The organism is Mesorhizobium sp. B2-3-5 (assembly GCF_006442395.1).
Lineage (GTDB): Bacteria > Pseudomonadota > Alphaproteobacteria > Rhizobiales > Rhizobiaceae > Mesorhizobium.
In genome coordinates this window covers 90,819-117,775 of the sequence record NZ_VFVX01000018.1, presented here as the reverse complement: position 1 = coordinate 117,775, position 26,957 = coordinate 90,819, and the positions used below count along the sequence as shown (strand labels likewise).

Below are 26,957 nucleotides of genomic sequence, written 5' to 3'. Positions count from 1 at the left end.
GCGAAAGGTGAGCCGTCGGAGAAGCTGCCGATCTCCCCCCTTGCGGGGGAGATGTCCGGCAGGACAGAGGGGGGTGCCTTGGCACCGAAGTTTGACGGCAAGAACCAATCGATGTGCCCTTGAGCCCTGACGCTCGCCGGCAGCAATCCCGCAACAGCCAGTGCCAGCGTGCTCTTGCCCGATCCGCTTTCGCCGATGATGGCAAGGCGTTCGCCTGCCACGACATCGAGGTTGATGTTCCTCAGCGCGGGCACTTCTCTCCCGTCGCGTCGATAGGTCACCGTCAGATCGCGGATAGAAGCCAGCGTGGTCACGACAGGCCTCTCCTGACCGCTGTCGTCTCGACGATGCCTTCACCGGCGAGATAGACGCCAAGCACGGTCAGCACCAAGGCGATACCCGGAACGATCGACAGGAAGGGCGCGGTGCGCAGCACCGTACGGCCTTCCGCGATCATGCCGCCCCAAGTGACCCTGTTGGGGTCGCCGAGGCCAAGGAAGGACAAGGCCGCTTCGGTCAGGATCGCGGCGGCGACGATCACCGACGACATCGCCAGCACCGGTGGCAAGGCGTTGGGCAGCACCTCGCGAAACGCGATTTCGAGCGGATGCATGCCAATGGCGCGCGCGTTGGCGACATAGTCGCGTTCGCGAATGGAAAGGACTTCCGCCCGCGCGACACGCGCCGGTCCGGTCCAGGTGCCGAGCGCGATGGCAATCACGACGATGCCGAGCGAAGGCCCGACGACGCTGACGAAGGCCAGCGCCAGCAGAAAGCTGGGCACGGTCTGGAAGGCATCGGTGACGCGCATCAGCACCTCGTCGAGGAGGCCGCCGGCAAAGCCGGCCAGCGTGCCGACGACGGCGCCGATGGCGAGTGCCGCCGCCGCGGCCGCCAGCCCGACGGCAAGCGATGTGCGGGCGCCATGGAAGAGCTCGGCCAGCACGTCACGGCCGAGACGGTCGGTGCCGAGCGGCAGCGACCAGCTCTGGAAAGGCGGCAGCAGCGCCGGGCCGGCGATGGCTTGCGGGTCGCCGGGAAACAGCAGCGAGGCCGACAGCGCCATTGCGGCCAGTGCGCCCAGAAGAATGGCGCCGGCGACGGCCTCGGGCGTGCGCAGGGAACGGCGGAGCGGGTTCATGCGCCGGCCTGTCCGGCGCCGACGCGCGGATCGAGGAAGGCGTAGGCGATGTCGACGAGAAGGTTGATGACGACGACCAGGACAGCGCTGGTGAGGATGATGCCGAGCAGCAGTGGCGTGTCGCGCGCGGCGACGGCTTCCTGCGCCAGCCGGCCGAGGCCGGGCACGGAAAAGACGCTTTCGATGACGACGCTGCCGCCAAGCATCTGCGCCGATTGCAGGCCGAGCATGGTGACCAGCGGCAGCAGCGCGTTGCGGGCGACATGGGCAAGCACGATGCGGCGGCGCGAAAGCCCCCTGGCACGGGCGGCCAACACGAAATCCTGCCGCCAGGCTTCCGCCATGCCGGCGCGCATCATGCGCAGATAAAGCGCGAGGTAGATGAAGCCGAGTGCCGAGACCGGCAGCACCAAATGAATGGCGATGTCGGCGGCGCGGTCGAGGCCGGTCCTGTCCGAGGCCAGGGTCTCGATGCCGCCGATCGGCAGCCAGCGCAGGTCGACGGCAAAGATCACGATCAGCACCAGGCCGAGCCAGAAACCCGGCACGGCATAGAGCGCCAGCGAGCTGATCGACAGGAAGCGATCACGAAAGCTGCCTGGCCGCGCGCCGGCATAGATGCCGAGGGCGGAACCCAGTCCGAAGGAAAGCGCGGTGGCGCTGACCATCAGCAGCAGCGTGTTGGGCAGCCGCTCGAGGATCACGTCGCGGATCGGTCTTGAGAACGTGACCGACTCGCCGAGGTCGAGATGCAGCTGCGCCCAGAGATAGTTGGCGAGCCGCGTCAGCTCGGATTGGTCGAGACCCCAGCGATGGCGCAGCAGTTCGATCATGCCGGCATCGCCGCCGGTGGAGACGATGTACGCGTCGACCGCATCGCCGGGTGCGGCTTCGAGCAGCAGGAAGGTGCCGATGACGACGATCAACAGCACGAAGACGCTGCCGACGAGGCGACGGCGCAGGAGGATGAGGGCGCGAGTCATGCTGCCCGCGGTGGGTTGGCGATGCGCTGGTCAGGACTGTGCCAAGGCACCCCCCTCTGTCCTGCCGGACGGAGGGGGGTATCGTAGGGCTCGGTGTCTACGATGATCTCGCTGCGAACGTTCATCCGCGCAAATCTGTCACGATTCCAAATATGTGTCCGCCCAGTTCGAAACCGCCCAGCGTGGATTGTTGGCGATGTTGCCGACCTTGTCACTCGCTACGCTGATGAAGCTCCATTCGGCGACGTTGATCAGCGGCAGGTCGGCTGCGACCTCCTTCTGGAACTGTTTGTAGAGATCGGTGCGGGCTGCTGTGTCGAGCGTCTCCGACGCTTTGGTGATCAGCGCGTCGAGCGCCTCGTTCTTGTAGCCGCCCTGGTTGGAGAACGGCACGCCATCCGGAATGCCGCTCTGCACCAGGATGGTGGTCGAGATCGCCGGGTCGCCCCGGAACACCGGCGGGCCGACGGCGAGGTCGAAGGCATGGTCGGTGTAGACGGCCTTGATGTGCGCGGCGGAGTCGTTGTTGACCAGCTGCGCGTCGATGCCGACCGCGGCAAGCGCCTGACGCAGATAGTCGCCGAACTGTTTCGTCTCATTGAAATAGGGCGCCGGCAACAGTTTCAGCGTGAAGCGGTTGCCGTCGGCGCCCTTCTTGTAGCCCGCTTCGTCGAGCAGCGCATTGGCCTTGGCGACATCGAATGGATAGGTCGGCACGTCGGCGGTGTAGAATTGCGGATCGTTCTTCGGCACCGGCCCGGTGGCGGTGGCGGCATACCCAAGGAACACCGTCTTGACGACGAAGTCCTTGTCGATGGCATGCGCGATTGCCTGGCGCACCTTGAGGTCGGCCAGTTCCTTGCGGCGATGGTTGATCTCGACCACGAGCTGATAAGTTAAACCTTCATAGCCCTTGGTGATGACCTTCAGACCCGGCACCTTCGAAATACGGTCGAGGTCCGCCAGCGGCACCGCCGAGAAGGCGGCGAGCTGGATTTCCTCGGCCTCCAGCGCGCTTGCTGCCGAGGTGCGGTCGGGCAACACCTGATAGATGATCTCGTCGAGATAGGGCTCGTCCTTGCCCCAGTAGTCCGTGTTCTTTGTCAGCCGGTAATACTGGCCGGCCTTATACTCGCCGAACTTGAATGGGCCGGTGCCGATGGGCGCGGTGTTGGCCGGGTTGTCCTCGATCTTGCCGACTTCATAGATGTGCCTGGGCACGACGCTGCTTAGCGCGGGTAGCGCATTGCGGATCAGCTGGAACGGCGTCGGCTTGGCGAACTTGAACACGGCGGTGAGATCGTCCGGGGTGTCGACGGCGGCAAGGTCCTTGAACACGGTGCGGCCGAGATTCTGCAGAGGTTTCCAGATCTGCAGCGCCGAGAAGGCGACGTCGGCCGAGGTGAACGGCTTGCCGTCGTGCCATTTGACGCCTTCGCGCAGCTTGAAGGTCGCCGACAGCCCGTCGGCCGCACCTTCCCAACTCACCGCCAGGCGGGGGGCAAGCCCATCCTTGCCGTCGAAGGAGGCTTCGGCCAGCGTTTCCACGATCTTGCTGGAGATGAAGAAGACGCCGTTGGAGGCGACGATCGCCGGGTTGAGGTTGCGTGGCTCGGAATCGGCGGCGAGCACCAGCCGGCCACCCTTCTTCGGCGTCCGTGCCCAGCCGAGCGACGGCATGGCCGTGGAGGCCAGCAGCATCGCCGAGCCGGCAAGCATCTTGCGTCTCGAAACCGTGAAGTCCGACATGATTTAACTCCCTCCTCTGCGCGGCCCGCGTGGCGCGACAAAACCCCTCGGATACCGGCAAGCGCATCGGTATCCTCGCGGCGGCGATTATGAGCCTTGTCGAGGGTTTCGCCAGAGACGGAATTGGCGCACCCTCGCTTGGCTTTGAAATTTTCGTCCGCTGGACCAGTTTGGGAGAACGGGTCCATTTTGCCTATCTGGTAGTACCAGATTGACAGTGTAGAAGGCGGGTGACGACTTATCTATCCTCAATCCGGTCTATTCGCGTATTCTGGATAGACCAGAGAAGACAAAATGGTGCAGATTTGGCCGCGAGCCGTGTGATCGGGAGCGGTGCCGCCCCGATCACAGGCAATTCAGGGAGATAGAGAGATGAACGTTGCGCCGGGCAAGAATGCCGTCAGCACTGTCCCGTTCGACCAGGCGAGGATCGATTGGCTGATGGAGGAGGCCGGCATCGATGTGCTGCTCGCGACCTCCAAGCACAACACGCAGTATCTGCTCGGCGGCTACAAGTTCATCTTCTTCGCCGCCATGGATGCGATTGGCCACAGCCGTTACCTGCCTATTGTCATCTACGAGAAGGGCGGGCCGGAGCATGCGGCCTATATCGGGAATAAAATGGAAGGCGGCGAGCATCAGAACCATCCGTTCTGGACACCGGCACTGCATGCCGCCTGCTGGGGCACGCTCGATGCCGCGAACCTTGCCGTCGAGCATTTGCAGAAGATCGGCAAGGCGGGTGCGCGCATCGGCATCGAGCCTGCCTTCCTGCCGTCCGACGCATACATGCTGATCCGCAAGGCGCTGCCGGATGCCAAGCTCATCGATGCGACCGACATGCTGGAACGCATGCGCGCCATCAAGACCGATGCCGAACTGGAGAAGCTTCGTACCGCCTCCGAACTGATCACCGATTCCATGCTGGCGACCATCGCCTGGGCGCGCGAAGGCACGACCAAGGCCGACATAATCGAGCAGCTTCGGCGGGAAGAGACCAATCGCGGTGCGCATTTCGAATATTGCCTGCTGACGCTGGGCTCCAGCCACAACCGCGCCGCCTCCCCGCAGGCGTGGAAGAAGGGAGAGGTGTTGTCGATCGATTCCGGCGGCAATTATCACGGCTATATCGGCGACCTCTGCCGGATGGGCATTCTTGGCGAACCGGACGCCGAGTTGGAAGATCTGCTGGCAGAGGTCGAGATGGTGCAGCAGGCTGCGTTCTCGAAGGTGAAGGCGGGCATGCTTGGCGGCGACATGATCGCGCACGCGCAGAGCGTTCTGAAGGCTTCGAAGGTCGCGCCCTACACGGATTTCTTCGCGCACGGCATGGGGCTGATCACCCACGAGGCGCCGTTCCTGATGACCAACCATCCGGTCGCCTATGAAGGCACTTACGCGGCCAGGCCGCTGGAGAAAAACATGGTGCTGTCTGTGGAGACCACCATGCTTCACCCGACGCGCGGCTTCATCAAGCTGGAGGATACGGTGGCGGTGACGGATGCCGGTTATGCGATGTTCGGCGATCGGGGCAGGGGCTGGAACAGGGGCGGGGTGGCGTAGCGCCGGCGGCGCGCGCCCTCACCCGGATTGCCAGCCGAATTGCGAAGGGCAATTCGGGCCAATCCGACCTCTCCCCGAGGGGGAGAGGAGCCGGCGCTGGCGTTTTTCTCTTCTCCCCGGCGGGGAGAAGGTGGCCGCGAAGCGGCCGGATGAGGGGGCGTCAAACACTCAGATGGCGGCAAACATCACCTCCCGCCCGCCGGAATCAACCTGAAATCCGGTAGCTCCCTCAGCCCAAGCTCCGGCCCGGCCGGTGAATAGACGACGAACAGCTGCATCGGCTGGTCGCTGGTGTTGAGCGTCGAATGGAACCGGCTCTCCGGCACATAAATGGTGCAGCCAGGCCCGACCTTCTCGACCACCGGATTGCCTTGCTCGTCCTCGACCATCTGTTCGCCATGGCCCGAAATGACGAAGATGATTTCCTCGGCACCCGGATGGTTGTGGCGGGTATGGCCCTTGCCCGAGGGCAAGTCGACGACGCCGCCGGAAAAGCGTGTCGCGCCGTTCACCTCCGGCGCCACCGTCAGCGACAGTTTTCCCCAGTCGAAACCGAAGGCGCTGACATCCTTCGGGTAGACAAACACCCTGCTCCTGTCGGTCATAGTCTCATCCCTTCTTTTTCTTCGCGGTCTTTTCGCTTCCGAGCGTCACCGCCTTGAAATCGGCGGTCTGCCGGGCGATCGCGGCTTCCGCCGGCAGCCGCTCCATCGAACTGGCGCCATAGAAGCCGTGCAGGCCCTTGGCACGGGAGAGGATGTAGCGGGCATCCTCCGGCATCGAGATCGGGCCGCCATGGCAAAGCAGGATGACGTCCTTGCGCACCGCGCGTGCGGCCTCGGCGATGGCGTCGATCGCAACGACGCAGTCATCGAGCGACTTGGCCGAGGTGGCGCCGATCGAGCCACCCGTGGTGACGCCCATATGGGCGACGACGATATCGGCGCCGGCCTTGGTCATGGCGCGCGCCTCGTCGGGATTGAAGACATAGGGTGTGGTGAGCAGATCGAGCTTGTGCGCCTCGGCGATCATGTCGACCTCGAGCCCGAAGCCCATGCCGGTCTCCTCGAAGCTCTGCCGCATGGTGCCGTCGAACAGGCCGATGGTCGGAAAATTCTGTACGCCGGAAAAGCCCATTGTCTTCAGCTCGGCCAACAGCAGCGGCATGATGACGAACGGATCGGTGCCGTTGACGCCGGCCAGCACCGGCGTGCGCTTGACCACCGGCAGCACCTCGTAGGCCATTTCCTTGACGATCTCGTTGGCATTGCCATAGGCGAGCAGCCCGGCGGCCGAGCCGCGTCCAGCCATGCGGTAGCGGCCGGAATTGTAGATGATGATCAGGTCGATGCCGCCGGCCTCCTCCGCCTTGGCCGACAGGCCGGTGCCGGCGCCGCCGCCGACGATCGGCACGCTCTCGGCGATCATCTTGCGGAATTTCTCCAGGATATTCTTGCGCGGGATGGCGGCCATCGGGTCTCACTTCTTGGCGATGTCGAGAAAAGCCGCGACCGCGGCTTTGGCGAATTTGGGGTCGTTGATGTGCAGCGGCAGGCGCGTCACCGTGCGCGTTCCGTTCGGCATGATGGTGCGCTCTATGGCCTCGAAAAGCGCCGCATCGGCCTTCGGGTCGAAGAAGGCGCCGCCTTCGATGTCGAGCGCCGAGACGCCTTTTTCCGGAATCAGGAAGCGGATCGGACCTTCGCAACGCGCCAAGCGGCCGCCGATCCATTCGCCAATCTGGCGGCATTCCTCGACGGTAGTTCGCATCAGCGTGACGTTAGGATTGTGCTCGTAGAACAGCCGCGCGCGATAGCGCTCAGGAATTGTCGCCGGCGCCCAGAAATTGACCATGTCGAGCGCGCCGACCGAGCCGACATAGGGCAGCTTCGTGCGGACAATGGCGCCGAAGCGGTCCTCCGTTGCTGGCAATACGCCGCCGAACAGCAAATCGCAGACCTCGGTCGTGGTGATGTCGATGACGCCTTCCAGCAGGCCGCTGTCGGCCAGCTTCTCCATCGAGCGGCCGCCGGTGCCTGTAGCGTGGAAGACCATGCAGTCGTAAGTGGCGCGCAACTGCTCGGCGATGGCAGTCACGCAGGGCGTGGTGACACCGAACATGGTCAGCCCGATCGACGGCTTGCCGTCGGGTGGAGGCGCCGGCCTGGCCGCCATGCCTGCGATCGCCTGGGCCGCATTGTACAGCACGGTGCGGGACAGCCGGTTCAGCCCGGCCATGTCTGTCACCGATGGCATCATGATGATGTCGGAAACATCGACGTAAGGGGCTGTGTCGCCGGAGGCGAGCGTCGAGACCATGATCTTGGGCAGGCCGAGCGGCAGCGCGCGCATGCCCGAGGTGATGATCGAGGTGCCACCGCCACCGCCAATGCCGATCACGGCTGATATGTCGCTTCGTGACTGGATGAAGCGGGCGAAGGCAACGCCCATGGCTGCCACCGCGGTACCTCGATCATTGCCGCCGAGCACGGCTTCGGTGCCGGCGGGATGATGGCCGGCAATTTCCTTGGCGGTGATGTCTACCGATATGGTCGCGTCGCGCGTTCCGACATCGACCCGGGAAACGGCAACGCCGCTGGCCGCGATCGTGTCGGCCAGGAAGGCGAGCTCCTCGCCCTTGGTGTCAGCGGTGCCCACGACATAGATGCGTTTCATGGGCGACCCTCTGTGTTGGTTGGCCCGGCGGCGGCACCGTTCAGTGGATGAAGACCCTTGGCGTTTTACGGCGCCGTGACAAAGCGAGGTCGTTGCAAATTTTTGAGACGCGCGTATCATAATGATATGGGTATCTCACGTCAACAAGCAACGACGGACGATGACGCAGGCGAGAGGGCCGAGCGTGGACCCCGGGCGCGCACCAAACGGCTGATGCTGGAGACGGCGACGAGGCTTATGCAGGCGGGTGTCACGCCGTCGGTCAGCGAAGTTGCCGAGGCGGCTGAGGTATCCCGCGCCACCGCCTATCGCTATTTCCCGAGCCAGGCGGCACTCGTGCAGGCCGTCGTCGACGAGGGGTTGGGCCCAATCCTGACCTGGCAATCGACCTCCGACGATGCCGAGCGCCGGGTCGCCGACCTGTTCGACAACGCCATGCCACGCATCGAGGCCTTCGAAGCAACGTTCAAGGCGGCGCTGAAACTGTCGCTCGATCAGTGGGCGAGGCGCCAGGCAGGGACACTTGGCGGCGAACCGGCCTTCACGCGCGGCCATCGCGTCGACCTGCTGAAGGAAGCGATCGCCCCGCTCAAGGGCCGGTTGCCGCCGCGCGACTTCAACCGGCTGGCGCAGGCGCTGTCGCTGATCTTCGGCGTCGAGGTGCTGATCGTGCTCAAGGATATCTGGGGGCTGGACAGCCGCGGGACGAGGTTCGTGGCGCAATGGGCGGCGGGTGCGCTGGTGCGCGCGGCGGTGGCGGAATCGATAGACGGCGGGGATGGCGCCAACGCGGCGGTAGTGGTGAAATAGACTATATCTGGTTCGACCAGATTTGCATGCCAACTATTGATCTTAATTGCAGTGCCGGGCTTCAAACAAGGCCCCTGCGTATCATTGAGTAGGAAAATCATGAGAAAACAGGCAGATAAAGCTGTAATTCGACAGCGATGATCCGATCTGGCTCCCAAGAAAGGGCTTGACGACGGTGCAAAATTGGTAATACCAGATCAGAAAAGAAAAGTGGATCAAAAGTGAGAGCTTCGATCCATTTTCCGGCAGGGCGAGGAGGCCCGGAACCGGAAAGGTGCGATCAAGGGAGGAACTACCAGGGCCGGCTCCGTCGTCGGTTCGCATGACAGGGTAGAATGCGCACAAGGGAGGAAATCATTATGCGCAAGTTAGTGACCAGCGTTCTTGCTGGTATCGGCCTGACGCTTGCCTACGGAACGTCCGTCCACGCGCAGGACAAGGAACTCACCATTTTCTGGGCGGAATGGGATCCTGCGAACTATCTGCAGGAACTCGTCAACGACTATACGGCCGAGACCGGTGTGAAGGTCACGGTGCAGACCACGCCGTGGCCCGATTTCCAAACCAAGGCTTTCACCGAGTTCAACGCGCATGGCGACGCTTACGATCTGGTCGTCGGTGACTCGCAATGGCTGGGCGCCGGTTCGACGCAGGGCCACTATGTCGACCTGACCGACTTCTTCAACCAGCACAAGCTCACCGACGTGATGGCGCCCGCGACCATCAAGTATTACGCCGAATACCCTGGCGGTTCCGGCAAATACTGGGCGATCCCGCTGGAAGGGGATGCGATCGGCTGGTCCTATCGCAAGGACTGGTTCGAGGACCCAAAGGAGAAGGCAGCCTTCAAGGCGAAGTACGGTTACGACCTCGATGTGCCGAAAACCTATGCGCAGTTGCGCGACATCGCCGAGTTCTTCCACCGTCCGGACCAGAAGCGGTACGGTGTCGCCATCTACACCGACAATTCCTATGACGCGATGGCGATGGGCGTTGAAAGCGCCATCTTCAGCTACGGCGGCGATCTCGGCGACTATGCAAGTTACAAGGTCGACGGCATCACCAATTCGAAACAGGCCGCCGCCGGCCTCGAAATGTACAAGGACCTCTACAAGTTCACGCCTCCCGGCTGGGGAAAAACCTTCTTCGTGGAGGACAACCAGGCAATCACCGGCGGTCTCGCCGCGATGAGCATGAACTTCTTCGCCTTCTTCCCGCCACTGGTGAACAAGGCCACCAACCCCTACGCCGACGTTACGGGCTTCTTCGCCAACCCGGGCGGCCCGGACGGAAAGCGCTTTGCCGCTCTGGGCGGTCAGGGAGTTTCGGTCGTCTCGTATTCGAAGAACAAGGACGAGGCGATGAAGTTCCTGGAGTGGTTCATTAAGGACGACACCCAGAAGAAGTGGGCCGAGCTCGGCGGCTACACCTGCAGCCAGGCCGTGCTGAAGTCGGAAGCCTTTCAGAAGGCCACGCCCTACAACAAGGCGTTCTACGACACGATGTTCATGGTCAAGGACTTCTGGGCGACGCCTGAGTACGCCGAAGTGCTCGATCAGTTGAACCAGAACATCTATCCGTTCGTGGTCGGTGGGAAGGGCACCGCTCAGGAGGCGCTCGACAAGACCGCCGCCGACTGGAAGGCGACGTTCACCAAGTACAACCGCTACAAGTAAGCATCAAAGTCGGAATGCCGGAGGAGGGTTCCCCTCCGGCATTGCTGTTTCAGGGAGACGATCATTGGCTTCGGTAGCCCTCACCCATCTTGATCCTGCTTCCAGGGCCGCCGCGCGGGGCTGGTCGGATCTGACCATCCGCAATACGTTCATCATCCCGACGCTGGCTTTCCTAATCGTTTTCAACATCTTCCCGCTGATCTATTCGCTGGGCTACTCCTTCACGAACTTCGCGGCGAATCGGAGCGAGCCGTGGCAGTTCGTCGGCCTGCAGAACTACCGCGAGTTGCTCAGCGACGACCACATCTGGTCGAACTTCGTCACTACGGCGAAGTACGTCATCGTTTCCGTGACCGGCCAGATGATCGTGGGCTTCGGCCTGGCCCTGCTGCTTAATCGCAGCTTTCCGATGAAAGGCTTGATCACCACACTGCTGCTTTTGCCGATGATGATGTCGGCGGCGGTCGTCGGCCTGTTCTGGCAGTTGCTGTACAGCCCATCCTGGGGGCCTATCAACTACGTCTTCGGCCTGGGCGACTTCGCCTGGCTTTCCAATCCCGACAGCGCTCTTTACGCCGTCGCGATCACCGACATCTGGATGTGGTCGCCCTTCGTCATGCTGCTCTCGCTTGCTGGCCTCTCGGCCGTGCCGCAGCATCTCTACGAGGCCGCCGCGATCGACCGCGCAGGTTGGTGGTACACCTTCACCCGCATCACCTTGCCGCTGGTCTCGCCGATCCTGCTGATCGCGCTGATCTTCCGCACGATGGAAGCCTTCAAGACCTTCGACATCGCCTACACGATGACAACCCAACCGACCGCCGAGCTCATCGCAATTCGGCTCTACAAGCAAGCCTTCCAGCAGTGGGACACCGGCAAGTCCTGCGCGCTGGCCTATATCGTGCTGATCATGGTGCTGGCCATCACCAATCTCTACGTGAAGTACCTCAACAAGGTGAAGGAACGCTAGCCGATGGCCGCCGTGCGTACCACCAGCGAGATCGCGCTCAACCGCATCGCCGTCGTCTCGGTGCTGATCGCGACGCTGATCTTCCTCGCGCCGATCTACTGGATCGCCTCCACGGCCTTCAAGCCGAAGGAACTGGCGATCACGGTGCCGCCCACCGTTCTTTTCCAGCCGGAGGTCACGCCATTCATCCGTCTGTTCACCAAGCGGGTACAGATGCAGAAGGCCGTCGACCCCCAAGTCTACGAGGCCGCGCCTTGGTGGGAAAAGCGCATCTACGACGGCGGCGAGCGGGTGCTGAAGGTCGGCAAGGATGTGCAGCTTTCGCAGTACCCCGACCGGTTCATGAACAGCCTTATCGTGGCGGTCATCAGCACGGTGCTTGCCGTCGGCATGGGAACCTTCACCGCCTACGGCTTCTCGCGCTTCAAGATCGCGGGCGAGGCGGATCTGCTCTTCTTCATCCTGTCGACACGCATGCTGCCGCCGGTGGTCGTGGCGATCCCGATGTTCCTGATGTACCGGGTCGTTGGCCTCAACGACTCGCATATCGGCCTGATCATCCTCTACGTCGCTTTCAACCTGTCCTTCTCGGTCTGGCTGATGAAGGGCTTCATGGACGAGATCCCGAAGGAGTATGAGGAGGCGGCGCTCGTCGACGGCTACACGCGCATGCAGGCCTTCTTCAAGATCGTGCTGCCGGAAGCCGCGACCGGTATCGCCGCCACCGCCGTGTTCTGCTTCATCACCGCTTGGAACGAGTATGCCTTCGCGCTGATCATGACCAACCGGCGCGCGCAAACGGCGCCGCCTTTCATCCCCAGCCAGATCGGTTCCGGCTTGCCGGACTGGACCACGATCGCGGCGGGAACCTTCCTGTTCCTGCTGCCTGTCGCGATCTTCACCTTCCTGCTGCGCAACCACCTGCTTCGCGGCGTGACCTTCGGAGCGATCCGCAAATGAGTTTTCGCGCCGTCAACGAGAAGTACCTGCTGCCGGCCTCGCAGATACTCATGGTGCTGGGCATCGTCGCGCTCTGCCAGCCATGGAGTCTCGGCCTGCATTCCTACGGTGTGACGATCATCCTGATCGGGCTGATCGGCTTCAACATCACGTCGAAGATTGCACCGGCCCGCAGCGAGAAAACCGGCGCCACGGCGCATGAGGGAGCCCGGTAGTGACGCAGATCGAACTTCGCGGCATCGAGAAATTCTTCGGCGCCGTTCAGGTCATCCACAATTTGAACCTCGCCATCGCCGACAACGAGTTCATCGTGCTGCTCGGCCAGTCGGGCTGCGGCAAGACAACGACGCTGCGCGCCATAGCGGGGCTCGAGACGATCGACCAGGGCGACATCCTGATCGACGGCAAGGCAGTGCAGCACCTCAGGGCAGCCGACCGCGACATCGCCATGGTGTTCCAATCGTTTTCGCTCTACCCGCATATGACGGTCTTCGAAAACATCGCCTTTCCGCTACGTGCAACGCGCATGGGCAGCGGCGAGGTGGACAAGTCGGTTCGCGAGGTCGCCCGGGTCCTGCGCATCACCGACCTGCTCGGCAAGAAGCCATCGGCGCTCTCCGGAGGCGACATGCAGCGCGTGGCCATCGGCCGGGCCCTGGTGCGGCGGCCGAAGGCGATGCTGATGGATGAGCCGATCGGCGCGCTCGACGCCAAGCTGCGCGAGGAGATGCGGGCCGAGATCAAGCGGCTGCACGTCAAGCAGGGTTCGACCACGATCTACGTCACCCATGACCAGATCGAAGCGATGAGCCTGGCCGATCGCATCGTCATCATGCATGAGGGTTTCATCCAGCAGGTCGGCACTCCAGACGAGGTCTATTCACATCCCGCCAATCTGTTCGTGGCGCAATTCGTCGGCAGCCCGGTGATGAATGTCGCCGACGCGGCGGTGGCCGAGAAAGCCTCTTTCGCATCGGTGATCGTCGGCGACGCGACCACCGGTTTCGAATTTCCCAGCGCGTTGCTGTCGAAGCTCAACGGCCATGCCGGTGGGCAGTTGGCACTTGGCATCCGGCCGGAAGGCGTGCTCATCCGCCGTGACGCGGCCGACGGCTTCATGGCCGTCGAGACGCAGATCGTCGAACCGCTCGGCTCCTTCGACATCGTCGATCTCAAAGTCGGTTCAAAGATGCTGCGAGCCCGCACCAAGAGCGGCTTCGTGACCGGGCCAGGCGAGAAGGTGTTCGCCCGGATCGATCCGACGCAGGCGCATTTCTTCGACAAGGCAAGCGGCAAGTCGCTTGAGGTGAGGCTCTGATGGCCCATATCCAGCTCAAGAACATCTCCAAGAGTTTCGGCAACCACACGGCGCTCACCGGGCTCGATCTCGACATCGCCGATGGCGAGTTCTTCGTCCTGCTCGGCGAGACGGGCGCCGGCAAGACGACGACGCTGCGGCTGATCGCCGGCCTGGAAAAACCCAGCGAGGGGCAGGTGTTCATCGACGGCGTCGACGTCGCGGGCTGGGGCGCGGCCGAGCGCGACGTGGCGCTGGTGCTGCAGCAATATTCGCTTTATCCGCGCTACACGGTACGGGAGAACCTCGAATTTCCGCTGAAGCCGAAGATCCGCCGGCTGCCCGACGCCGAGATCAAGGATCGTGTCGAACGTGCGGCGCGCACGCTGCGGATTGAGCACCTGCTCGACCGCAAGACCGACCGTCTGTCCGGCGGCGAGATGCAGCGCGTCTCGATCGGCCGCGCCATCGTGCGCAAGCCGCGCGTGTTCCTGATGGACGAGCCGCTGTCGGCGCTCGACGCCAAGCTGCGCGAGGCGCTGCGCACCGAGCTGAAAAACCTGCAGATGCAGCTCGGCGCCACATTCCTGTTCGTCACCCACGATCAGATCGAAGCGATGTCGATGGGCGACAAGGTCGGCGTCCTGAACCATGGCCGGATCGTGCAGACCGGCACGCCGCACGAGATCTACAACAATCCGCGCGACACCTATGTGGCGAGCTTCGTCGGCTCGCCGCCGATGAACCTCATCGACGGCAGGCTGGTGAATGGCCGCGCGGTGATGGCACCGTTGAATTTCGAACTGCCCTTTTCGGGGGGAGCCAAGGCTTTTCCGGGAAACAAGGCGAGTGCGGCGACAGATGGTCGCCCGCTCGTCTTCGGCATCCGTCCCGAGGACGTCTATCTGGAGGGCGGTGCGCCGGTCGAGGCGCGTGTCCACGACGTCGAGAACCACGGCGTGGAGAAGATCCTGACGCTGCGCGTCGGAGAGGCGATGCTGCGCGCCACCGTTCCGGCCAGGACCGATGTCGCCATCGAGCAGCCGGTGCGTTTTGCCTGGAACCCGGACAAGGTGGTGCTGTTCGACAAGGGCAGCGGCGTCAGCCTGCGGCATGCCTCATAGATGTTGCTTCGTTCGAGGGGCGCGGGACAGGAAAGGTCAATTGGCCTGACGGATCTCTGCCTGTTCCTCGGCACGGAAATGGCTGGGCGCCGAGCCGATGACGCGCTTGAAGGCACGGCTGAAGGCGGCGTCCGATTCATAGCCGAGACGGGCGGCAACGACCGATATTTTCATGCGGTCGCGGACCAGCCACTGCCTCGCCTGATGCATTCGGACCTGGGTGACGTATTTTGCCGGCGTCTCGCCGACGATGGTGGCGAAACGCTCGGCAAAGCCCGAGCGCGAGGCGCCCATCATCCTGGCCAGCGCCTCGACTGTCCAGTCATGGTCCGGCTCGAGATGAATGGCGGCCAGCACGCGGCCGATATCGCGGTCCCGGACCGCCGCGATCCAGCCAGAGGAGTCGCCGCAGCCACGCTCGACCCATGAGCGGATGACTGTCGCGGCAAGCACGTCGGCCAGCCGCGCCAGAATGCCGCCGGAGCCCACGCGTTCCATCGTGACTTCGCGCGCCATCGATTCGAGGAGATGCGGAATGCCCGGCTCATAGGCTTCCAGTTCGTGCGTTCGCATCACGTCCGGCATCATGCCGAGCAGGGGATGCAAGCCGTCGAGGTTGAAATACATGCTGGCGCAGAACAACAGTGTTCCCGGCTGGCAATTCTTGTCGCACATCTCCGCGTTCGACGTGCAGTAGACGTCCTTGCAGACTTCCTCGAGCTCGTAGCCGTGGATCGGCCAGGTCTGCGCACCGGGTTCGCTGGCGAGCACATGGGCCTCACCGCGCGGCAAAAGCACTGCATCGCCGGCATTGAGCCGCACCCACTCGCCGGAGGGCTGCTTCAGCCAGCAGCCCTTGCGGCCGATGAAATGAAACCGCGCCCCGGGCCGAGCCGGGAACTGGATACCCCACGGCTCCTTCATTTCGCAGCGGCCATACTCGACACCATCGAGGCGAAGGCCGCGCAATATGTCTGTCAGCGGGTCGCCGGTGACCGGAATTTTGGACGAACGGTCAAACATAATGGTGTTTCTAGCATGGAAACTCCAACCGGTCACTCCTTATGTTGCAGTGCAGCTTGATATTGCGCCGCAAACAAATGGAAGACCGGCCCCTAGCCAAGCCCTGACGGCAAGGCATGTAACGGGTGGAGCCCCAGCCGGCCGTTTCCTATGTGGCGCTGCTAACAGATCGGAGACCGAGCATGGCCGAACCCGCGACAGGCGTCATCGACGCCGCACTTCTCAATCCCGCAGAATCCGATGAACGAACCGAGCCGGCGTGGGGTGCCGTGGTTTCGCTCGCGCTTGGCGTTTTCGGCCTCGTCACCGCCGAATTCCTGCCCGCCAGCCTGCTGACGCCGATGGCACGCGATCTCGGGGTGAGCGAAGGTATCGCCGGCCAGGCCGTGACGGCAACCGCCATCGTCGGCGCCATCGCCGCGCCCACCATGGCCATCGTCACAAGGCGCATGGATCGCAGGCTGGTGATGTGGATGCTGACGGCGTTCTTGATCCTGTCCAACCTTCTGGCCACCTTCGCTTCGTCGCTGCCCATGCTTCTGCTCGCCCGCGTGGTGCTCGGCGTTGCGCTCGGCGGCTTCTGGGCGATGTCGGCGGCAATGGCGTTGCGGCTGGTGCCGATGCGGCTGATGCCACGCGCCATGTCGATCATCCTGACCGGCGTTTCGCTTGCCACCGTCACCGCCGCCCCGGTCGGCGCCTATGTCGGCGACATCTGGGGATGGCGCACGGCGTTCATGATCGCGACCGTCGTCGGTGCGCTGGCGCTGCTGGTGCAACTGGCCACCATTCCGAAGCTGCCGCCGGTGGGCGTCGCGAGCTTCCGCACCTTGCTCGAGGTGCTGGAGCGGCCGTCGATCCGGGTGGCCCTGCTGGTCGTGCTGCTGGTCGCGTCTGGGCACTTTGCCGGCTTCACCTATGTCCGCCCTTTCCTTGAAAAGGTGCCGGTGCTCGACATCGAGACGATCTCGCTGGTGCTGCTGGCTTATGGCGTTGGCGGTTTCTTCGGCAATATCGCCGGCGGCATCCTGGCCGAACGCAGCCTCAAGACCGCCGTGGCGCTGGCGCCCTTGCTGATTGCCCTGGCGGCCGCTTCGATGCTGATCTTCGGCGCTTCGCCGACGATCGCCGCCGCCGCCGTCGCTGCTTGGGGCTTTGCCTTCGGCGCTGTCCCGGTCGGGCTGCAGAGCTGGCTGGTGCGGGCCGCGCCCGATCAGGCTGAAAGCGCCGGCGGCCTGATGGTGGCGACCTTCCAGGTGGCGATTGCGATGGGCGCCGTCTTCGGCGGCCTGCTGGTCGACCATGCCGGCGTCGCCAGCGCCTTCGCCTATTGCGGCATCGCAACACTGCTGGCGGCGGTCCTCGTGTTCCTGCGCGGCCCGAAGCAGGCCGAATAGTGCCCGCCAACAGCCATTCCTGGCAGCGGCCCGAGAACCGTCACTGTTTTCGGGCCGTTGCCGTTCTGGTGGCGGCAACAAAGCGGGTTGCGGCGCCGGATCGTTCCCGCCGGAACGAGCGAGAGGCTCAGGCCGACCGACCGTCGAAGTCGAAGATCGACAGAACGGAAATGTCGATACCCTCGACACAGTTGAGGTTGACGTAGGCGCTGCGTTGATCGCCTTCGCGGACATCCTCGGCGAAAGGGTGGATGCCGCAGGTGCGGCAGAAACGGTGCGCGATGGCATGATTGCCGAATGTATAGGTGCCCAGGTCATCACCCCAGGCGAGGACTGTCAGGCTTTCATGCGGGACGGCACACAGGAGCGCGCCCTTGCGCGAGCAGATCGAACAATTGCACCGCACGACACCGGTCAGCTTCGCCCTGAATTCGAAGGCGACGTTGCCGCAGTGACAGCTGCCTCTGTAGAGCATCGTTTCTTCCTCGTATCCGGCAGGGGTGCAAAATCGCCTTCGCCGGGTTAAGTCTCGGCAAGCCATGCAACTGGCTTCTCATCTTAAGACGTTCAGGCAGTCCGGAGTCCGACACCGACAATGCAATCCGTCCGGGATCATCTCGAGATTATTCTTGCGCGCCTTGCCGCCCGCGCCGGCGACGAACGCGTTTTCACGAGGATTTACGCGGAGCCGGCGCGCGCGGCAGCCGACGCCAGCGACGCCCGCAGCCGAGCCGGCGTGACGCTTGGACCGCTCGACGGCACGATTGTCTCGATCAAGGATCTGTTCGATGTCGCCGGCGAGGCGACCACGGCCGGTTCGCTGATGCTCAGGACTGCCACGCCCGCTGTGCGCGATGCCGCCATCGTCAGCCGCCTGCGGCAGGCCGGCGCGGTGATCATCGGCAAGACCAACATGACCGAATTCGCCTTCACCGCGATCGGCGACAACATGCATTACGGCACGCCAGGCAATGCCGTCGACGCCAGCCGCATTCCGGGCGGTTCGTCGTCCGGCGCTGGCGTTTCCGTCGGCGAGGGAATGAGCGACATCTCCATCGGTTCCGACACTGGCGGCTCGATCCGCATTCCGGCGGCGCTCAACGGCGTCGTCGGCTTCAAGCCGACGGCACGGCGCGTGCCGCTTGCCGGTGCCTTTCCGCTGTCGAGCACTCTGGACTCGATCGGGCCGCTTGCCCGAACGGTCGCGCAATGTGCCGCTGCCGATGCGGTGATGGCCGGCGAGATGCCGAGCGAGCTGGCGGGCATTGCACTCGCCGGGCTCCGCGTTGGCATACCGCGCGGCGTTCTTTTCGGGGACACGCAAGGCGAAGTTGCCGCGGCCTTCGAGCGTTGTCTTGGCAAGATCGAACGGGCTGGGGCGCGCATTGCGGACCTGTCGATCGACGACATGATCGCGGATTTGCGTGCGGCCACCAAGCGTGGCTCGATCGCCGCGATGGAAGGGGCTGAAGTGCATTCCGACTGGCTGGCGACGGGCGCATCGATGGCGGTCGACCCGCATGTCAGCGGGCCTTTGTCGCGGGCGGCAATGCTGCCGACTCCGGTCTACATCAGGGCACTGCGCCGCCGCGGTGCGCTCGCCGCCGCCATGGACGAGCGCCTGACGCTGGTCGATGTACTGGCCCTGCCAACCACGCCGGTGACGGCGCCGACGATCGTTTCCATGGCCGAGGATGCCGAACTGCGTGATCGTATCGAGGGCCTGCTGCTGCGCAACACACAGGTCGCCAACCAGTTCGACCTCTGCGCGATTTCGCTGCCGATGCCTGACATGGCGCTGCCGGGCGGCCTGATGCTGGTTGCGCGCAACGGCCATGACCGGCATCTGCTGCGGATAGCTGCTGAAGTGGAGAGGCTGCTGGGCGGCTGATCGGCAGGGCGAAACCGCGATGCGCTATATGTCGAGCGGAAACCGTCGCCGGTAGTGATCGACCACTTCCGGATTGCGCAGATTGACCGGCAGTTTGCCCGCCAGCACCAGCAAGGCCTCGCCCGCCGCGCCGACCCCCATGCGCATCATCGATTCCTCGGTGATCCCTGCCATATGCGGGGTGATGATGACGTTGTCGAAGCCAAAATAGGGATGATTTGGCGGCAGTGGCTGCGTTGAAAACACGTCGAGTGCGGCGCCGCCGATGCGGCGCTCCCGCAAGGCCTCGATCAGCGCGTCGTCGTCGACGACCGGTCCGCGCGAGACGTTGATCAGCAGCGCGTTGGGTTTCATGCGCGCGATGCGCTCGCGGCTGATCAGGCCGCGCGTCTCCGGCGTCAGCGGACAGCAGAGCACGATGATGTCGCTCTGCTCGACCAGCGCGTCGATCGACAGGAAGCCGACCTTCTCCGGCGCCGGCTGCATGCTGCGTGTCGTTGCCACCACCTTCAGGTCGAAGCCGTGCGCGGCGATATGGCCGACGGCCTGCCCGACCGCGCCAAGGCCGACGATGCCGATGGTCTTGCCGGCAAGCTCGATATTGGCGTTGGCATGCTCGCGTCCGGCAAGCCAGCCTTTGGCGCGCAGGTCGCGGTCGACCCTGCGGAATTGCCGCAGCAGCGCAAGAGCCGCGAATATGACATGTTCGGCCACCGAGCGCGCGTTGACCGCCGGCACGTTGGCCACCAGCACGCCGGCGCCGGTCGCCGCCTCCATCGGGATCATGTCGAGCCCGGCGCCATGGCGGATCGCCGCTCGCAGCTTCCAGGCGTCCTCGAACAGCGCCGGCGGCAGCGGTGCGCGCACGATGACGATGTCGGCGTCCTTGGCCTCCCTGGTGAGAGTGCCGGGATCGAGCGCCGAAGCGATGACGAGTTGACCGGCGCCGGCGAGCCTGGCCGAAGCGCGCGGATGCAGCGGATGGGTCGACAGGATCTTCGGCACGGCCTGGCCCACGGTCAGGCCTTTTCGAGCGCCGGGCTCGCTGGCGCAACCGCCTTGCCGCCTTCGATCAGCCCCTTCCAGTAGCTTTCCGCGCCCTGCAGATGAGCGCTCATCAGCGCCTGGGCGAGATTGCCGTCGCGGCGCAGCAGCGCCTCATAGATCTGTACGTGCTCTGCATGCGAACGCACGCTGCGTTCGGGATCGTTGAAGTAGATCGGCAAGCGCTGTTCGCCCATCAGATAGTAGACGCTGCAGATGTTATGGAAGACGCCGTTCTTGGTGGCGCGCACGATCTCGAGGTGAAACTCCCGGTCCTCCTTGGCGAGGCCCTCGCCGGCGGCGATGCGCTCCTCGGAGGCCTTGAGGATCTCGCGCAGCCGTTCGAAATTGTCCTCGGTGGCGCGCGAGCAGGCAAGCTCGGCCGCCTTGATCTCGTGGATCTTGCGCAATTCGACGGTCTCATAGATCTGCAACGGATCAAGCGGCAGGCCGGCGCGCGCAAACAGCGCCAGCGCTTCGACGCTCGCCTGCTTGGTATCGATATAGATACCGGATTTCGCCCGGCGCTCGACGATGCGCATGGCTTCGAGGATGGCCAGCGCCTCGCGGATCTGGCCGCGGCTGACGCCGAAATGCTCAGCCAGCTCACGTTCCGACGGTGTACGGCCCGTCTCGTTGTCGGAGTGGGAGAACAGATAGGCGGCGAGTTCCGCGAGAAGGTTCTTTTCTTTCATCGTCAATTGCGTTGCGCGTGCGCCTCCAGGAATCGCTCCGAAATGGTGAATCCCAATCCGGGCTTTTCGGGGATCGCTATCATACCGTCCCTTGCTTCGACAGTCTCTTCGATCAGATCGTGGATCATCGGGTTGGCGCCGAGCGAATACTCGACCGTGAAACTCGACGGCGATGCGGCGCAGACATGCAGCCCGGCGAAGAAGCAGGGCGCGCCGGCCCATAGATGCGGTGCAAAGCGCAGGTTGAAGGCGCTGGCGATGGTGCCGATCTTCATCGCCTCGCTGATGCCGCCGCAGAAGGCGGGATCAGGCTGGAAGATGTCGGCGGCCTTGAGCATTGCGAGGTCGCGGAAGGCATAGCGCGTCGCCTCGCTCTCGCCGGTGGCGATCGGAACGGCGCCGGACGCACGCACTTCCGCCAAGCCCGGCTTGTCGTCGGCGATGACAGGCTCCTCGAACCAGGCGAGATCGAGGTCGTTGACGAGATGGATGAAGCGCTTGGCCTCGGCCACCGTATAGGTGCCGTGAGCATCGACCATCAACTCGACATCGGGGCCGAGCGCCTCGCGGGCGGCGCGCACGCGGGCCGCGGAAATATGTGCGGCGCCATCCATGGCGCCGACCCGCATCTTCAGCGCCTTGAAGCCGCCCTGGGCGATGTAGGATTTCAACTGCTCGCCGATGGCATTGGCGGACGCCCAGCCGCCGGAAGCATAGGCCTGCATGCGATCGACCTTGCGTCCTCCGAGCAACCGCCAGACCGGTTGGCCGAGCGACTTGCCCAGAATATCCCAGAGCGCGATGTCGACGGCGCTGATGGCGGCAATGCTCATGCCGCGCCGCGCCAACTGCGGCATGGCGTGGCCGGCGCGGGCCGCACTGTCGTGGCGCACGCCGTTGTAGAGCATCTCCCAGATGACGCCGATATCGGCTGGATCTCGGCCGATCAATTGTGGGCCGACTTCGTGGTTCAGCATATGGACGAGCGCGCCGTAGCTGCCGGCGCTGCCGGCGGCGTTCTTGCCTTCGCCCCAGCCCACCAGCCCGTCATCGGTCCCTATGCGCAGAACGGCGGCATCAAAGGTCGTCACCTGACCGAAGTCGCTGCGGTGCTGCCGCGCGGCTTCGATCGGGATGCGGACCCACCAGGCCTGGACGGTGTTGATGCGCATATTTTTCCCCAGCCCTGCCGCCGGTCGGGGCGGAAGGGCAAATTTCCCAGAGGCAGTCGACTACTTGATCAGCGGCAGCAGCGTTTCGGCGGTGATGCGCATCTGGTCGGTGTAGAATTTCTCGGTGAGCACGCTGGAGCCATGGTCCTGGATGAATTTCAGCTGCTCGGGCGAGATATCGACCGGGTGGCGCTCGACCATGTCGGGATAGGGGGCCGCCGGCGTGCGGTCGACCGGGGCCACGAACTCGTTGGTCAGCGCGCCGTCGTAGCCGACTTCCTTCAAGGTGGCGACGATCCTTGGCCAGTCGATCTGGCCGAGGCCGGCGGCGAAGCGGTTGTTGTCGGCGACATGGAAGTCGAACAGCCGCTTTCCGACCTGCCGGATGGCGTCATGGACGTTAAATTCCTCCATGTGGATATGGTAGGCGTCGAGGCAGACGCCGCATTCGGGACTGACCGCGTCAGCCAGTGCCAGCGCCTGGGCGCCGCGATTGAACAGATAGGTCTCGAAGCGGTTGAGCGGCTCGACCGCAATCTTGACACCGACCTTCTTGGCGTGGGTGAAGCATTCGCGGGTCGCGTCGACCACCCACTTCCATTCCTCTTCCTCGGTGCCGTCAGGCACCACCTTGCCGACCGTGGCCGGAACCAGGGTGATGATCTCGCCATCGAGTTCGCTGACCATGGTCAGCACGTCCTTGACATACTGCACGGAGCGCTCGCGCTGGCCCTGGTTCCTGGCGGCAAGGTTGCGCTCGCCCAACATCAAGGTCACCGCACCCCAGCAGCGGATGCCATGCTCCTTCAAGAGCGCCCGCGTCTCCTTGGTTTTGTATTGCTCGGGCTCGCCGGAAATCTCGATCGACTCATAGCCGAATTTCTTGATGCGCTTGAGCGTGGTCTCCAGGGGTTCCGCGCGCATCCAGTTGTGCGTCGAAAGATGCATGGTCTGTCCTTCCCAAATTCGTCCGTATGGTTTGCCTGCGACATGCATCGCCGAAAGACGACGCAAGCGTTCCTCCCCAAGGCATCCCCAGCCCTTTCCCGCAAACTGGTTCGACCAATTGGGCCTGAGGCGAGGTCTACAGCAAATTCTCCTGAACGGCAAGAAGCGTGGCGGCGTAACTCGATATGCGAATTATTCCATTGATTGTATTGCGATATATGTCGATATCCCGGATGCAGGGAGGGCTTGGCCGAACCATTGTGAGGCTTGACCAAATTCCCCTATTTGGTAATACCAGAATGGCAGTGCCTGCAAAGCGCACGATGCGAAAGACCAGAGTGGCTGGCCCTGTTTCCAATCAGCGCTATGCTTGGTCGTACAAAGAAGGGGAGGATGCCGATGCCGACGACAATGAAGGGTCCCGGGCTGTTTCTGGCGCAGTTCGCGGGCGATGCCGCGCCATTCAATTCGCTGGCCTCGATCACCAAATGGGCGGCCGGTCTCGGCTATAAGGGCGTGCAAATCCCGACCTGGGACCGACGCCTGTTCGATCTTGAGAAGGCGGCGTCCTCCAAGGCTTATTGCGACGAGGTGAAGGGCATCTGTGCCGATGCCGGCGTGGAGATCACCGAATTGTCGACGCATCTGCAGGGTCAATTGGTGGCGGTGCATCCGGCCTACGACACGCAGTTCGACGGCTTTGCGCCGGCTTCGGTGCACAATAATCCCCAGGCGCGGCAGAAATGGGCAGTCGAGCAGATGACATTCGGCGCCAAGGCATCACGCAACCTTGGGCTCGATGCCTCGGTGACTTTCTCCGGCGCGCTGGCCTTTCCTTACCTCTATCCCTGGCCGCAACGGCCCGCCGGGCTGATCGAGGAGGCATTCGCCGAACTCGGCAAGCGCTGGAAGCCGATCCTCGATGTCTATGAGGACAATGGGGTCGATGTCGGCTATGAAATCCATCCCGGCGAAGACGTGTTCGACGGCGCTACCTTCGAGATGTTCCTCGACGCGGTCGGCGGCCACAAGCGCTGCAACATCAATTACGATCCGTCGCATTTCCTTTTGCAGCAGCTCGACTATCTCGAATTCATCGACATCTATCACGAGCGCATCAAGGCCTTCCACGTCAAGGACGCCGAGTTTAACCCGACCGGGCGGCAAGGCGTCTATTCCGGCTATCAGGGTTGGGTCAACCGCGCCGGCCGCTTCCGTTCGCTGGGTGATGGCCAGGTGGATTTCGGCGGCATCTTCTCCAAGCTGACGCAGTACGATTACGATTCCTGGGCAGTGCTGGAATGGGAGTGCTGCCTGAAACATCCCGAGGATGGCGCAGCCGAAGGCGCGCCCTTCATCCAGCATCACATCATCCGTGTGACGGAGAAGGCGTTCGACGATTTCGCCGGCGGCACCACCGACAAGAAGCTGCTGCGCGCAATGATGGGAATTTAGCGCCGGGAGGGATAGGTTCAGGCCGAGATATTCGGCCTGCGACCCCACCCGATCCGCTGCGCGGATCGACCTCCCCTCGAGGGGGAGGTAAGCACAACGAGGGAGACAAAAATGGTCGGTGCATCGAAGTCGGAAACGGGAGGCGGCCCGATCCGCTACGGCATGGTCGGCGGCGGGCAGGGCGCGTTCATCGGCGCGGTGCACCGCATCGCGGCGCGCATGGACAATGATTTCGTGCTGGTTGCCGGTGCGTTGTCGTCCGATCCGGCGCGCGCCAAGGCATCGGCCGCCGAACTCGGACTCGATCCGGACCGCAGCTATGCATCCTATGCCGAGATGGCCAAGGCCGAGGCGAAGCGCCCCGACGGTATCGAGGCGGTGGCCATCGTCACGCCCAACAATGTGCACGTGCCGGCGGCCAAGGCCTTCCTCGAGGCCGGGATTCACGTCATCTGCGACAAGCCGCTGGCGACGACGCTTGCCGAGGCGAAAAAGCTTGCCGCGATCGTCGAGAAGACCGGCAAGGTGTTCGTGCTTACCCATAACTACACCGCCTACCCGATGGTGCGGCAGGCGCGCGAGATGGTGGCCAAGGGCATGCTCGGCGACATCCGCATCGTGCAGTCCGAATATCCGCAGGACTGGCTGACCGAGGATCTCGCCGCCACCGGCCAGAAGCAGGCGTCGTGGCGCGGCGACCCGAAACAAGCGGGCGCCGGCGGGGCTCTGGGCGACATCGGCACGCATGCCTACAACCTTGCTCGCTTCGTTTCCGGGCTGGAGCTGGACTCCCTGTCGGCCGATCTCGATGCCTTCGTGCCGGGACGGCAACTCGACGACAATGTCAACGTCATGCTGCGCTTCAAGCCAAATGGAAAAACGCATCCGGCCAAGGGCATGATCTGGGCAAGCCAGGTGGCGCCGGGTCATGAGAACGGGCTGAAGCTGCGCATCTATGGCTCGAAAGGCGGGCTGGAGTGGGTGCAGGCCGATCCGAACTATCTCTGGTACACACCCTTCGGCCAGCCGAAGCAATTGATCACCCGCAATGGCGCCGGCGCATTGCCGGTGGCTGGCCGCGTCAGCCGCGTGCCGTCGGGCCATCCCGAGGGCTATCTCGAAGGTTTCGCCAACATCTATCAGGAAGCGGCGCGGGCCATCCGTGCGGCGCGCCGCAAGGGTGGCAAGCCGGCAAAGGATGTCGTCTTTCCGACCATCGAGGACGGCGTCGAAGGCATGGCCTTCATCGAAGCCTGCGTGAAGTCGTCGAAGAAGAATGGAGCGTGGACAAAGCTATAGTTTCGACTTCGCTGGGGGAGACCCCCTCACCCGGATTGCCAACCGAATTGCGAAGGGCAATTCGGGGCAATTCGACCTCTCCCCGAGGGGGAGAGGAGGCGTCGGCGCATCTCTCTTCTCCCCTCGGGGAGAAGGTGGCCGCGAAGCGGCCGGATGAGGGGGAGTGGCGAAAACCGGCGGTGCAACCAGCTGGCCGCCAAAAGGGGAGGAGCGTCGATGAAAATCGGCATGTGCATGTTCTTGTGGACGACGGCGGTATCGAAGAAGCACGAGCCGCTGCTTCGCGACATCAAGGCGACCGGCTTCGACGGGGTCGAGATACCGATCTTCGCCGGCACGCCGGACAACTACAGGAAACTGGGCGAGTCGCTTGACCGCATCGGGCTGGAGCGGACCGCTGTATCGGCGATGGGCGATCCGGCGATGAACCTGATCTCGGCCGATGCGGCAACGCGCAGGGCCGGGATCAATTACATGAAATGGGCCGTCGATTGCGCGGATGCACTTGGCGCGCGCACGCTGAGCGGACCGCTGCATTCGACGCTCGGCGCCTTCTCCGGCAGCGGACCGACGGCCGCCGAGAAGAAGCGCTCGGTTGCTTCGCAACGTGCCATCGGCGACCATGCCGGCAAGCGGAAGGTCACCATCGGGCTCGAGGCGCTGAACCGCTTCGAATGCTATCTCCTCAACACGATGGCCGACCTGTCTGAGCATATCGACGCCATCGACCGGCCGCACATCAGGGCGATGTACGACACTTTCCACGCCAACATCGAGGAGGCCGACCCGGTCGGCGCCTATACGAAGCATCGGGGCAACATCGTGCATATCCACATATCGGAGAACGATCGCGGCGTGCCGGGGCGTGGCAACCTCCCGTGGAAGGAGACGTTTTCGGCGATCCGCAAAAGCGGCTATGACGACTGGCTGACGATAGAGGCCTTCGGCCGCTCGCTCAAGGACCTGGCTGCGGCGACCAAGGTGTGGCGCGATTTTTCCGAGACGCCGGAGGCGGTTTATCGGGAGGGGTATAAGCATATCAGGGCTGGATGGAGGAAGGCAGCTTAAGCCGCTCACTCGTCAT

27 protein-coding genes are annotated in these 26,957 nt (G+C 63.6%); 14 read left to right on the top strand and 13 right to left on the bottom strand.

The genetic code is table 11. The annotated features are described in order from the left end of the window. The 4 genes from FJ958_RS20405 to FJ958_RS20390 form a co-directional block, all read right to left on the bottom strand. Positions 1–314: ATP-binding cassette domain-containing protein (locus tag FJ958_RS20405; protein WP_140744979.1), on the bottom strand; the 314-nt coding region annotated here is incomplete at its 3' end. Next, complete coding sequence (locus FJ958_RS20400) at positions 311–1,141, bottom strand: ABC transporter permease (RefSeq protein WP_140744978.1); 831 nt, start codon at positions 1,139–1,141, stop codon at positions 311–313. The genes FJ958_RS20405 and FJ958_RS20400, both read right to left, overlap by 4 nt. Next, positions 1,138–2,124, bottom strand: coding sequence for an ABC transporter permease (locus FJ958_RS20395; RefSeq protein ID WP_140744977.1), 987 nt, complete (start codon positions 2,122–2,124; stop codon positions 1,138–1,140). The genes FJ958_RS20400 and FJ958_RS20395 overlap by 4 nt, the downstream gene beginning before the upstream one ends. A gap of 138 nt (positions 2,125–2,262) precedes the next feature. Next, positions 2,263–3,873, bottom strand: a complete 1,611-nt coding sequence (locus tag FJ958_RS20390; RefSeq protein ID WP_140744976.1) for an ABC transporter substrate-binding protein — start codon at positions 3,871–3,873, stop codon at positions 2,263–2,265. Between the two features lie 29 nt (positions 3,874–3,902). Between FJ958_RS20390 and FJ958_RS20385 the strand changes: the two genes are divergently transcribed. Continuing rightward, positions 3,903–4,088 carry a hypothetical protein gene (locus FJ958_RS20385; RefSeq protein WP_140744975.1) on the top strand — a complete coding sequence of 62 codons (186 nt, stop codon included), beginning with the start codon at positions 3,903–3,905 and terminating at the stop codon, positions 4,086–4,088. 157 nt (positions 4,089–4,245) lie between these two features. Further along, positions 4,246–5,436: a Xaa-Pro peptidase family protein gene (locus tag FJ958_RS20380; protein WP_140744974.1), complete on the top strand. Its 1,191-nt coding sequence runs from the start codon at positions 4,246–4,248 to the stop codon at positions 5,434–5,436. 185 nt (positions 5,437–5,621) lie between these two features. Here the strand turns inward: FJ958_RS20380 and FJ958_RS20375 are convergent, their stop codons facing one another. The 3 genes from FJ958_RS20375 to FJ958_RS20365 are packed head-to-tail and all read right to left on the bottom strand — an operon-like array spanning position 5,622 to position 8,112. Then, positions 5,622–6,041 (bottom strand): cupin domain-containing protein, encoded by a 420-nt coding sequence (locus tag FJ958_RS20375; RefSeq protein ID WP_140744973.1) that lies wholly within the window; start codon positions 6,039–6,041, stop codon positions 5,622–5,624. A gap of 4 nt (positions 6,042–6,045) precedes the next feature. Continuing rightward, positions 6,046–6,909 (bottom strand): phosphoenolpyruvate hydrolase family protein, encoded by an 864-nt coding sequence (locus tag FJ958_RS20370; protein WP_140744972.1) that lies wholly within the window; start codon positions 6,907–6,909, stop codon positions 6,046–6,048. 6 nt (positions 6,910–6,915) lie between these two features. Then, complete coding sequence (locus FJ958_RS20365; protein ID WP_140744971.1) at positions 6,916–8,112, bottom strand: Tm-1-like ATP-binding domain-containing protein; 1,197 nt, start codon at positions 8,110–8,112, stop codon at positions 6,916–6,918. A 126-nt stretch (positions 8,113–8,238) separates the two neighbouring features. On the opposite strand from FJ958_RS20365, the gene FJ958_RS20360 reads away from it, so the two are divergent. The 7 genes from FJ958_RS20360 to FJ958_RS20330 all read left to right on the top strand — a co-directional run bounded on the left by FJ958_RS20360 (position 8,239) and on the right by FJ958_RS20330 (position 14,949). Beyond that, on the top strand, positions 8,239–8,922 hold the full coding sequence (locus FJ958_RS20360) for a TetR/AcrR family transcriptional regulator (protein ID WP_140744970.1): 684 nt from the start codon (positions 8,239–8,241) through the stop codon (positions 8,920–8,922). A 359-nt stretch (positions 8,923–9,281) separates the two neighbouring features. Further along, on the top strand, positions 9,282–10,598 hold the full coding sequence (locus tag FJ958_RS20355) for an extracellular solute-binding protein (protein WP_140744969.1): 1,317 nt from the start codon (positions 9,282–9,284) through the stop codon (positions 10,596–10,598). Between the two features lie 64 nt (positions 10,599–10,662). Then, complete coding sequence (locus tag FJ958_RS20350) at positions 10,663–11,568, top strand: sugar ABC transporter permease (RefSeq protein WP_140744968.1); 906 nt, start codon at positions 10,663–10,665, stop codon at positions 11,566–11,568. Positions 11,569–11,571: 3 nt separating this feature from the next. After that, on the top strand, positions 11,572–12,528 hold the full coding sequence (locus tag FJ958_RS20345) for a carbohydrate ABC transporter permease (protein WP_140609328.1): 957 nt from the start codon (positions 11,572–11,574) through the stop codon (positions 12,526–12,528). Then, a complete protein-coding gene (locus tag FJ958_RS20340; RefSeq protein WP_140744967.1) occupies positions 12,525–12,743 on the top strand; it encodes a hypothetical protein in 219 nt (72 codons plus the stop codon). Before FJ958_RS20345 ends, FJ958_RS20340 begins: the two co-directional genes overlap by 4 nt. Beyond that, on the top strand, positions 12,743–13,846 hold the full coding sequence (locus FJ958_RS20335) for an ABC transporter ATP-binding protein (protein WP_140744966.1): 1,104 nt from the start codon (positions 12,743–12,745) through the stop codon (positions 13,844–13,846). Before FJ958_RS20340 ends, FJ958_RS20335 begins: the two co-directional genes overlap by 1 nt. Beyond that, on the top strand, positions 13,846–14,949 hold the full coding sequence (locus FJ958_RS20330) for an ABC transporter ATP-binding protein (RefSeq protein WP_140744965.1): 1,104 nt from the start codon (positions 13,846–13,848) through the stop codon (positions 14,947–14,949). Before FJ958_RS20335 ends, FJ958_RS20330 begins: the two co-directional genes overlap by 1 nt. 36 nt (positions 14,950–14,985) lie before the next feature. On the opposite strand, the gene FJ958_RS20325 is transcribed toward FJ958_RS20330, so the two are convergent. After that, a complete protein-coding gene (locus tag FJ958_RS20325) occupies positions 14,986–15,972 on the bottom strand; it encodes an AraC family transcriptional regulator (RefSeq protein WP_140744964.1) in 987 nt (328 codons plus the stop codon). Between the two features lie 182 nt (positions 15,973–16,154). Between FJ958_RS20325 and FJ958_RS20320 the strand changes: the two genes are divergently transcribed. Beyond that, a complete protein-coding gene (locus FJ958_RS20320; RefSeq protein ID WP_140744963.1) occupies positions 16,155–17,369 on the top strand; it encodes an MFS transporter in 1,215 nt (404 codons plus the stop codon). Between the two features lie 127 nt (positions 17,370–17,496). On the opposite strand, the gene FJ958_RS20315 is transcribed toward FJ958_RS20320, so the two are convergent. Next, complete coding sequence (locus FJ958_RS20315; RefSeq protein WP_140744962.1) at positions 17,497–17,844, bottom strand: GFA family protein; 348 nt, start codon at positions 17,842–17,844, stop codon at positions 17,497–17,499. Between the two features lie 120 nt (positions 17,845–17,964). Between FJ958_RS20315 and FJ958_RS20310 the strand changes: the two genes are divergently transcribed. Next, a complete protein-coding gene (locus tag FJ958_RS20310) occupies positions 17,965–19,260 on the top strand; it encodes an amidase (RefSeq protein WP_140744961.1) in 1,296 nt (431 codons plus the stop codon). 24 nt (positions 19,261–19,284) lie between these two features. Here FJ958_RS20310 and FJ958_RS20305 read toward each other — a convergent pair whose 3' ends face one another. From FJ958_RS20305 to FJ958_RS20290, 4 genes are read right to left on the bottom strand one after another with little or no spacing between them, the layout of a single operon-like run. Further along, positions 19,285–20,277 (bottom strand): hydroxyacid dehydrogenase, encoded by a 993-nt coding sequence (locus tag FJ958_RS20305; RefSeq protein ID WP_246679671.1) that lies wholly within the window; start codon positions 20,275–20,277, stop codon positions 19,285–19,287. 2 nt (positions 20,278–20,279) lie between these two features. Further along, positions 20,280–20,999 (bottom strand): FadR/GntR family transcriptional regulator, encoded by a 720-nt coding sequence (locus FJ958_RS20300; RefSeq protein WP_140744960.1) that lies wholly within the window; start codon positions 20,997–20,999, stop codon positions 20,280–20,282. 2 nt (positions 21,000–21,001) lie between these two features. Continuing rightward, on the bottom strand, positions 21,002–22,171 hold the full coding sequence (locus FJ958_RS20295) for a mandelate racemase/muconate lactonizing enzyme family protein (protein WP_140744959.1): 1,170 nt from the start codon (positions 22,169–22,171) through the stop codon (positions 21,002–21,004). Positions 22,172–22,231: 60 nt separating this feature from the next. Continuing rightward, the gene (locus FJ958_RS20290; RefSeq protein WP_027054376.1) at positions 22,232–23,119 is read right to left on the bottom strand and encodes a sugar phosphate isomerase/epimerase; all 888 of its coding nucleotides are present in this window, start codon (positions 23,117–23,119) and stop codon (positions 22,232–22,234) included. A 399-nt stretch (positions 23,120–23,518) separates the two neighbouring features. Between FJ958_RS20290 and FJ958_RS20285 the strand changes: the two genes are divergently transcribed. The 3 genes from FJ958_RS20285 (at position 23,519) to FJ958_RS20275 (ending at position 26,941) form a co-directional block, all read left to right on the top strand. Next, positions 23,519–24,574, top strand: coding sequence for a sugar phosphate isomerase/epimerase (locus tag FJ958_RS20285; protein ID WP_140744958.1), 1,056 nt, complete (start codon positions 23,519–23,521; stop codon positions 24,572–24,574). Between the two features lie 111 nt (positions 24,575–24,685). Further along, entirely contained in the window at positions 24,686–25,873 is a 1,188-nt protein-coding gene (locus FJ958_RS20280) for a Gfo/Idh/MocA family oxidoreductase (protein WP_140744957.1), read from the top strand. 216 nt (positions 25,874–26,089) lie between these two features. After that, positions 26,090–26,941 carry a sugar phosphate isomerase/epimerase gene (locus FJ958_RS20275; RefSeq protein WP_140744956.1) on the top strand — a complete coding sequence of 284 codons (852 nt, stop codon included), beginning with the start codon at positions 26,090–26,092 and terminating at the stop codon, positions 26,939–26,941. The last annotated feature ends 16 nt before the right edge of the window (positions 26,942–26,957 follow it).

What these genes read in the sequence shown, in the direction of transcription:
- FJ958_RS20315 (WP_140744962.1), bottom strand. Translation starts at nt 17,844, where the DNA reads ATGCTCTACAGAGGCAGCTGTCACTGCGGCAACGTCGCCTTCGAATTC.
- FJ958_RS20345 (WP_140609328.1), top strand. Translation starts at nt 11,572, where the DNA reads ATGGCCGCCGTGCGTACCACCAGCGAGATCGCGCTCAACCGCATCGCC.
- FJ958_RS20400 (WP_140744978.1), bottom strand. Translation starts at nt 1,141, where the DNA reads ATGAACCCGCTCCGCCGTTCCCTGCGCACGCCCGAGGCCGTCGCCGGC.
- FJ958_RS20290 (WP_027054376.1), bottom strand. Translation starts at nt 23,119, where the DNA reads ATGCATCTTTCGACGCACAACTGGATGCGCGCGGAACCCCTGGAGACC.
- FJ958_RS20280 (WP_140744957.1), top strand. Translation starts at nt 24,686, where the DNA reads ATGGTCGGTGCATCGAAGTCGGAAACGGGAGGCGGCCCGATCCGCTAC.
- FJ958_RS20390 (WP_140744976.1), bottom strand. Translation starts at nt 3,873, where the DNA reads ATGTCGGACTTCACGGTTTCGAGACGCAAGATGCTTGCCGGCTCGGCG.
- FJ958_RS20285 (WP_140744958.1), top strand. Translation starts at nt 23,519, where the DNA reads ATGCCGACGACAATGAAGGGTCCCGGGCTGTTTCTGGCGCAGTTCGCG.
- FJ958_RS20275 (WP_140744956.1), top strand. Translation starts at nt 26,090, where the DNA reads ATGAAAATCGGCATGTGCATGTTCTTGTGGACGACGGCGGTATCGAAG.
- FJ958_RS20325 (WP_140744964.1), bottom strand. Translation starts at nt 15,972, where the DNA reads ATGTTTGACCGTTCGTCCAAAATTCCGGTCACCGGCGACCCGCTGACA.
- FJ958_RS20375 (WP_140744973.1), bottom strand. Translation starts at nt 6,041, where the DNA reads ATGACCGACAGGAGCAGGGTGTTTGTCTACCCGAAGGATGTCAGCGCC.
- FJ958_RS20330 (WP_140744965.1), top strand. Translation starts at nt 13,846, where the DNA reads ATGGCCCATATCCAGCTCAAGAACATCTCCAAGAGTTTCGGCAACCAC.
- FJ958_RS20365 (WP_140744971.1), bottom strand. Translation starts at nt 8,112, where the DNA reads ATGAAACGCATCTATGTCGTGGGCACCGCTGACACCAAGGGCGAGGAG.
- FJ958_RS20310 (WP_140744961.1), top strand. Translation starts at nt 17,965, where the DNA reads ATGCAATCCGTCCGGGATCATCTCGAGATTATTCTTGCGCGCCTTGCC.
- FJ958_RS20300 (WP_140744960.1), bottom strand. Translation starts at nt 20,999, where the DNA reads ATGAAAGAAAAGAACCTTCTCGCGGAACTCGCCGCCTATCTGTTCTCC.
- FJ958_RS20355 (WP_140744969.1), top strand. Translation starts at nt 9,282, where the DNA reads ATGCGCAAGTTAGTGACCAGCGTTCTTGCTGGTATCGGCCTGACGCTT.
- FJ958_RS20340 (WP_140744967.1), top strand. Translation starts at nt 12,525, where the DNA reads ATGAGTTTTCGCGCCGTCAACGAGAAGTACCTGCTGCCGGCCTCGCAG.
- FJ958_RS20380 (WP_140744974.1), top strand. Translation starts at nt 4,246, where the DNA reads ATGAACGTTGCGCCGGGCAAGAATGCCGTCAGCACTGTCCCGTTCGAC.
- FJ958_RS20370 (WP_140744972.1), bottom strand. Translation starts at nt 6,909, where the DNA reads ATGGCCGCCATCCCGCGCAAGAATATCCTGGAGAAATTCCGCAAGATG.
- FJ958_RS20360 (WP_140744970.1), top strand. Translation starts at nt 8,239, where the DNA reads ATGGGTATCTCACGTCAACAAGCAACGACGGACGATGACGCAGGCGAG.
- FJ958_RS20295 (WP_140744959.1), bottom strand. Translation starts at nt 22,171, where the DNA reads ATGCGCATCAACACCGTCCAGGCCTGGTGGGTCCGCATCCCGATCGAA.
- FJ958_RS20320 (WP_140744963.1), top strand. Translation starts at nt 16,155, where the DNA reads ATGGCCGAACCCGCGACAGGCGTCATCGACGCCGCACTTCTCAATCCC.
- FJ958_RS20395 (WP_140744977.1), bottom strand. Translation starts at nt 2,124, where the DNA reads ATGACTCGCGCCCTCATCCTCCTGCGCCGTCGCCTCGTCGGCAGCGTC.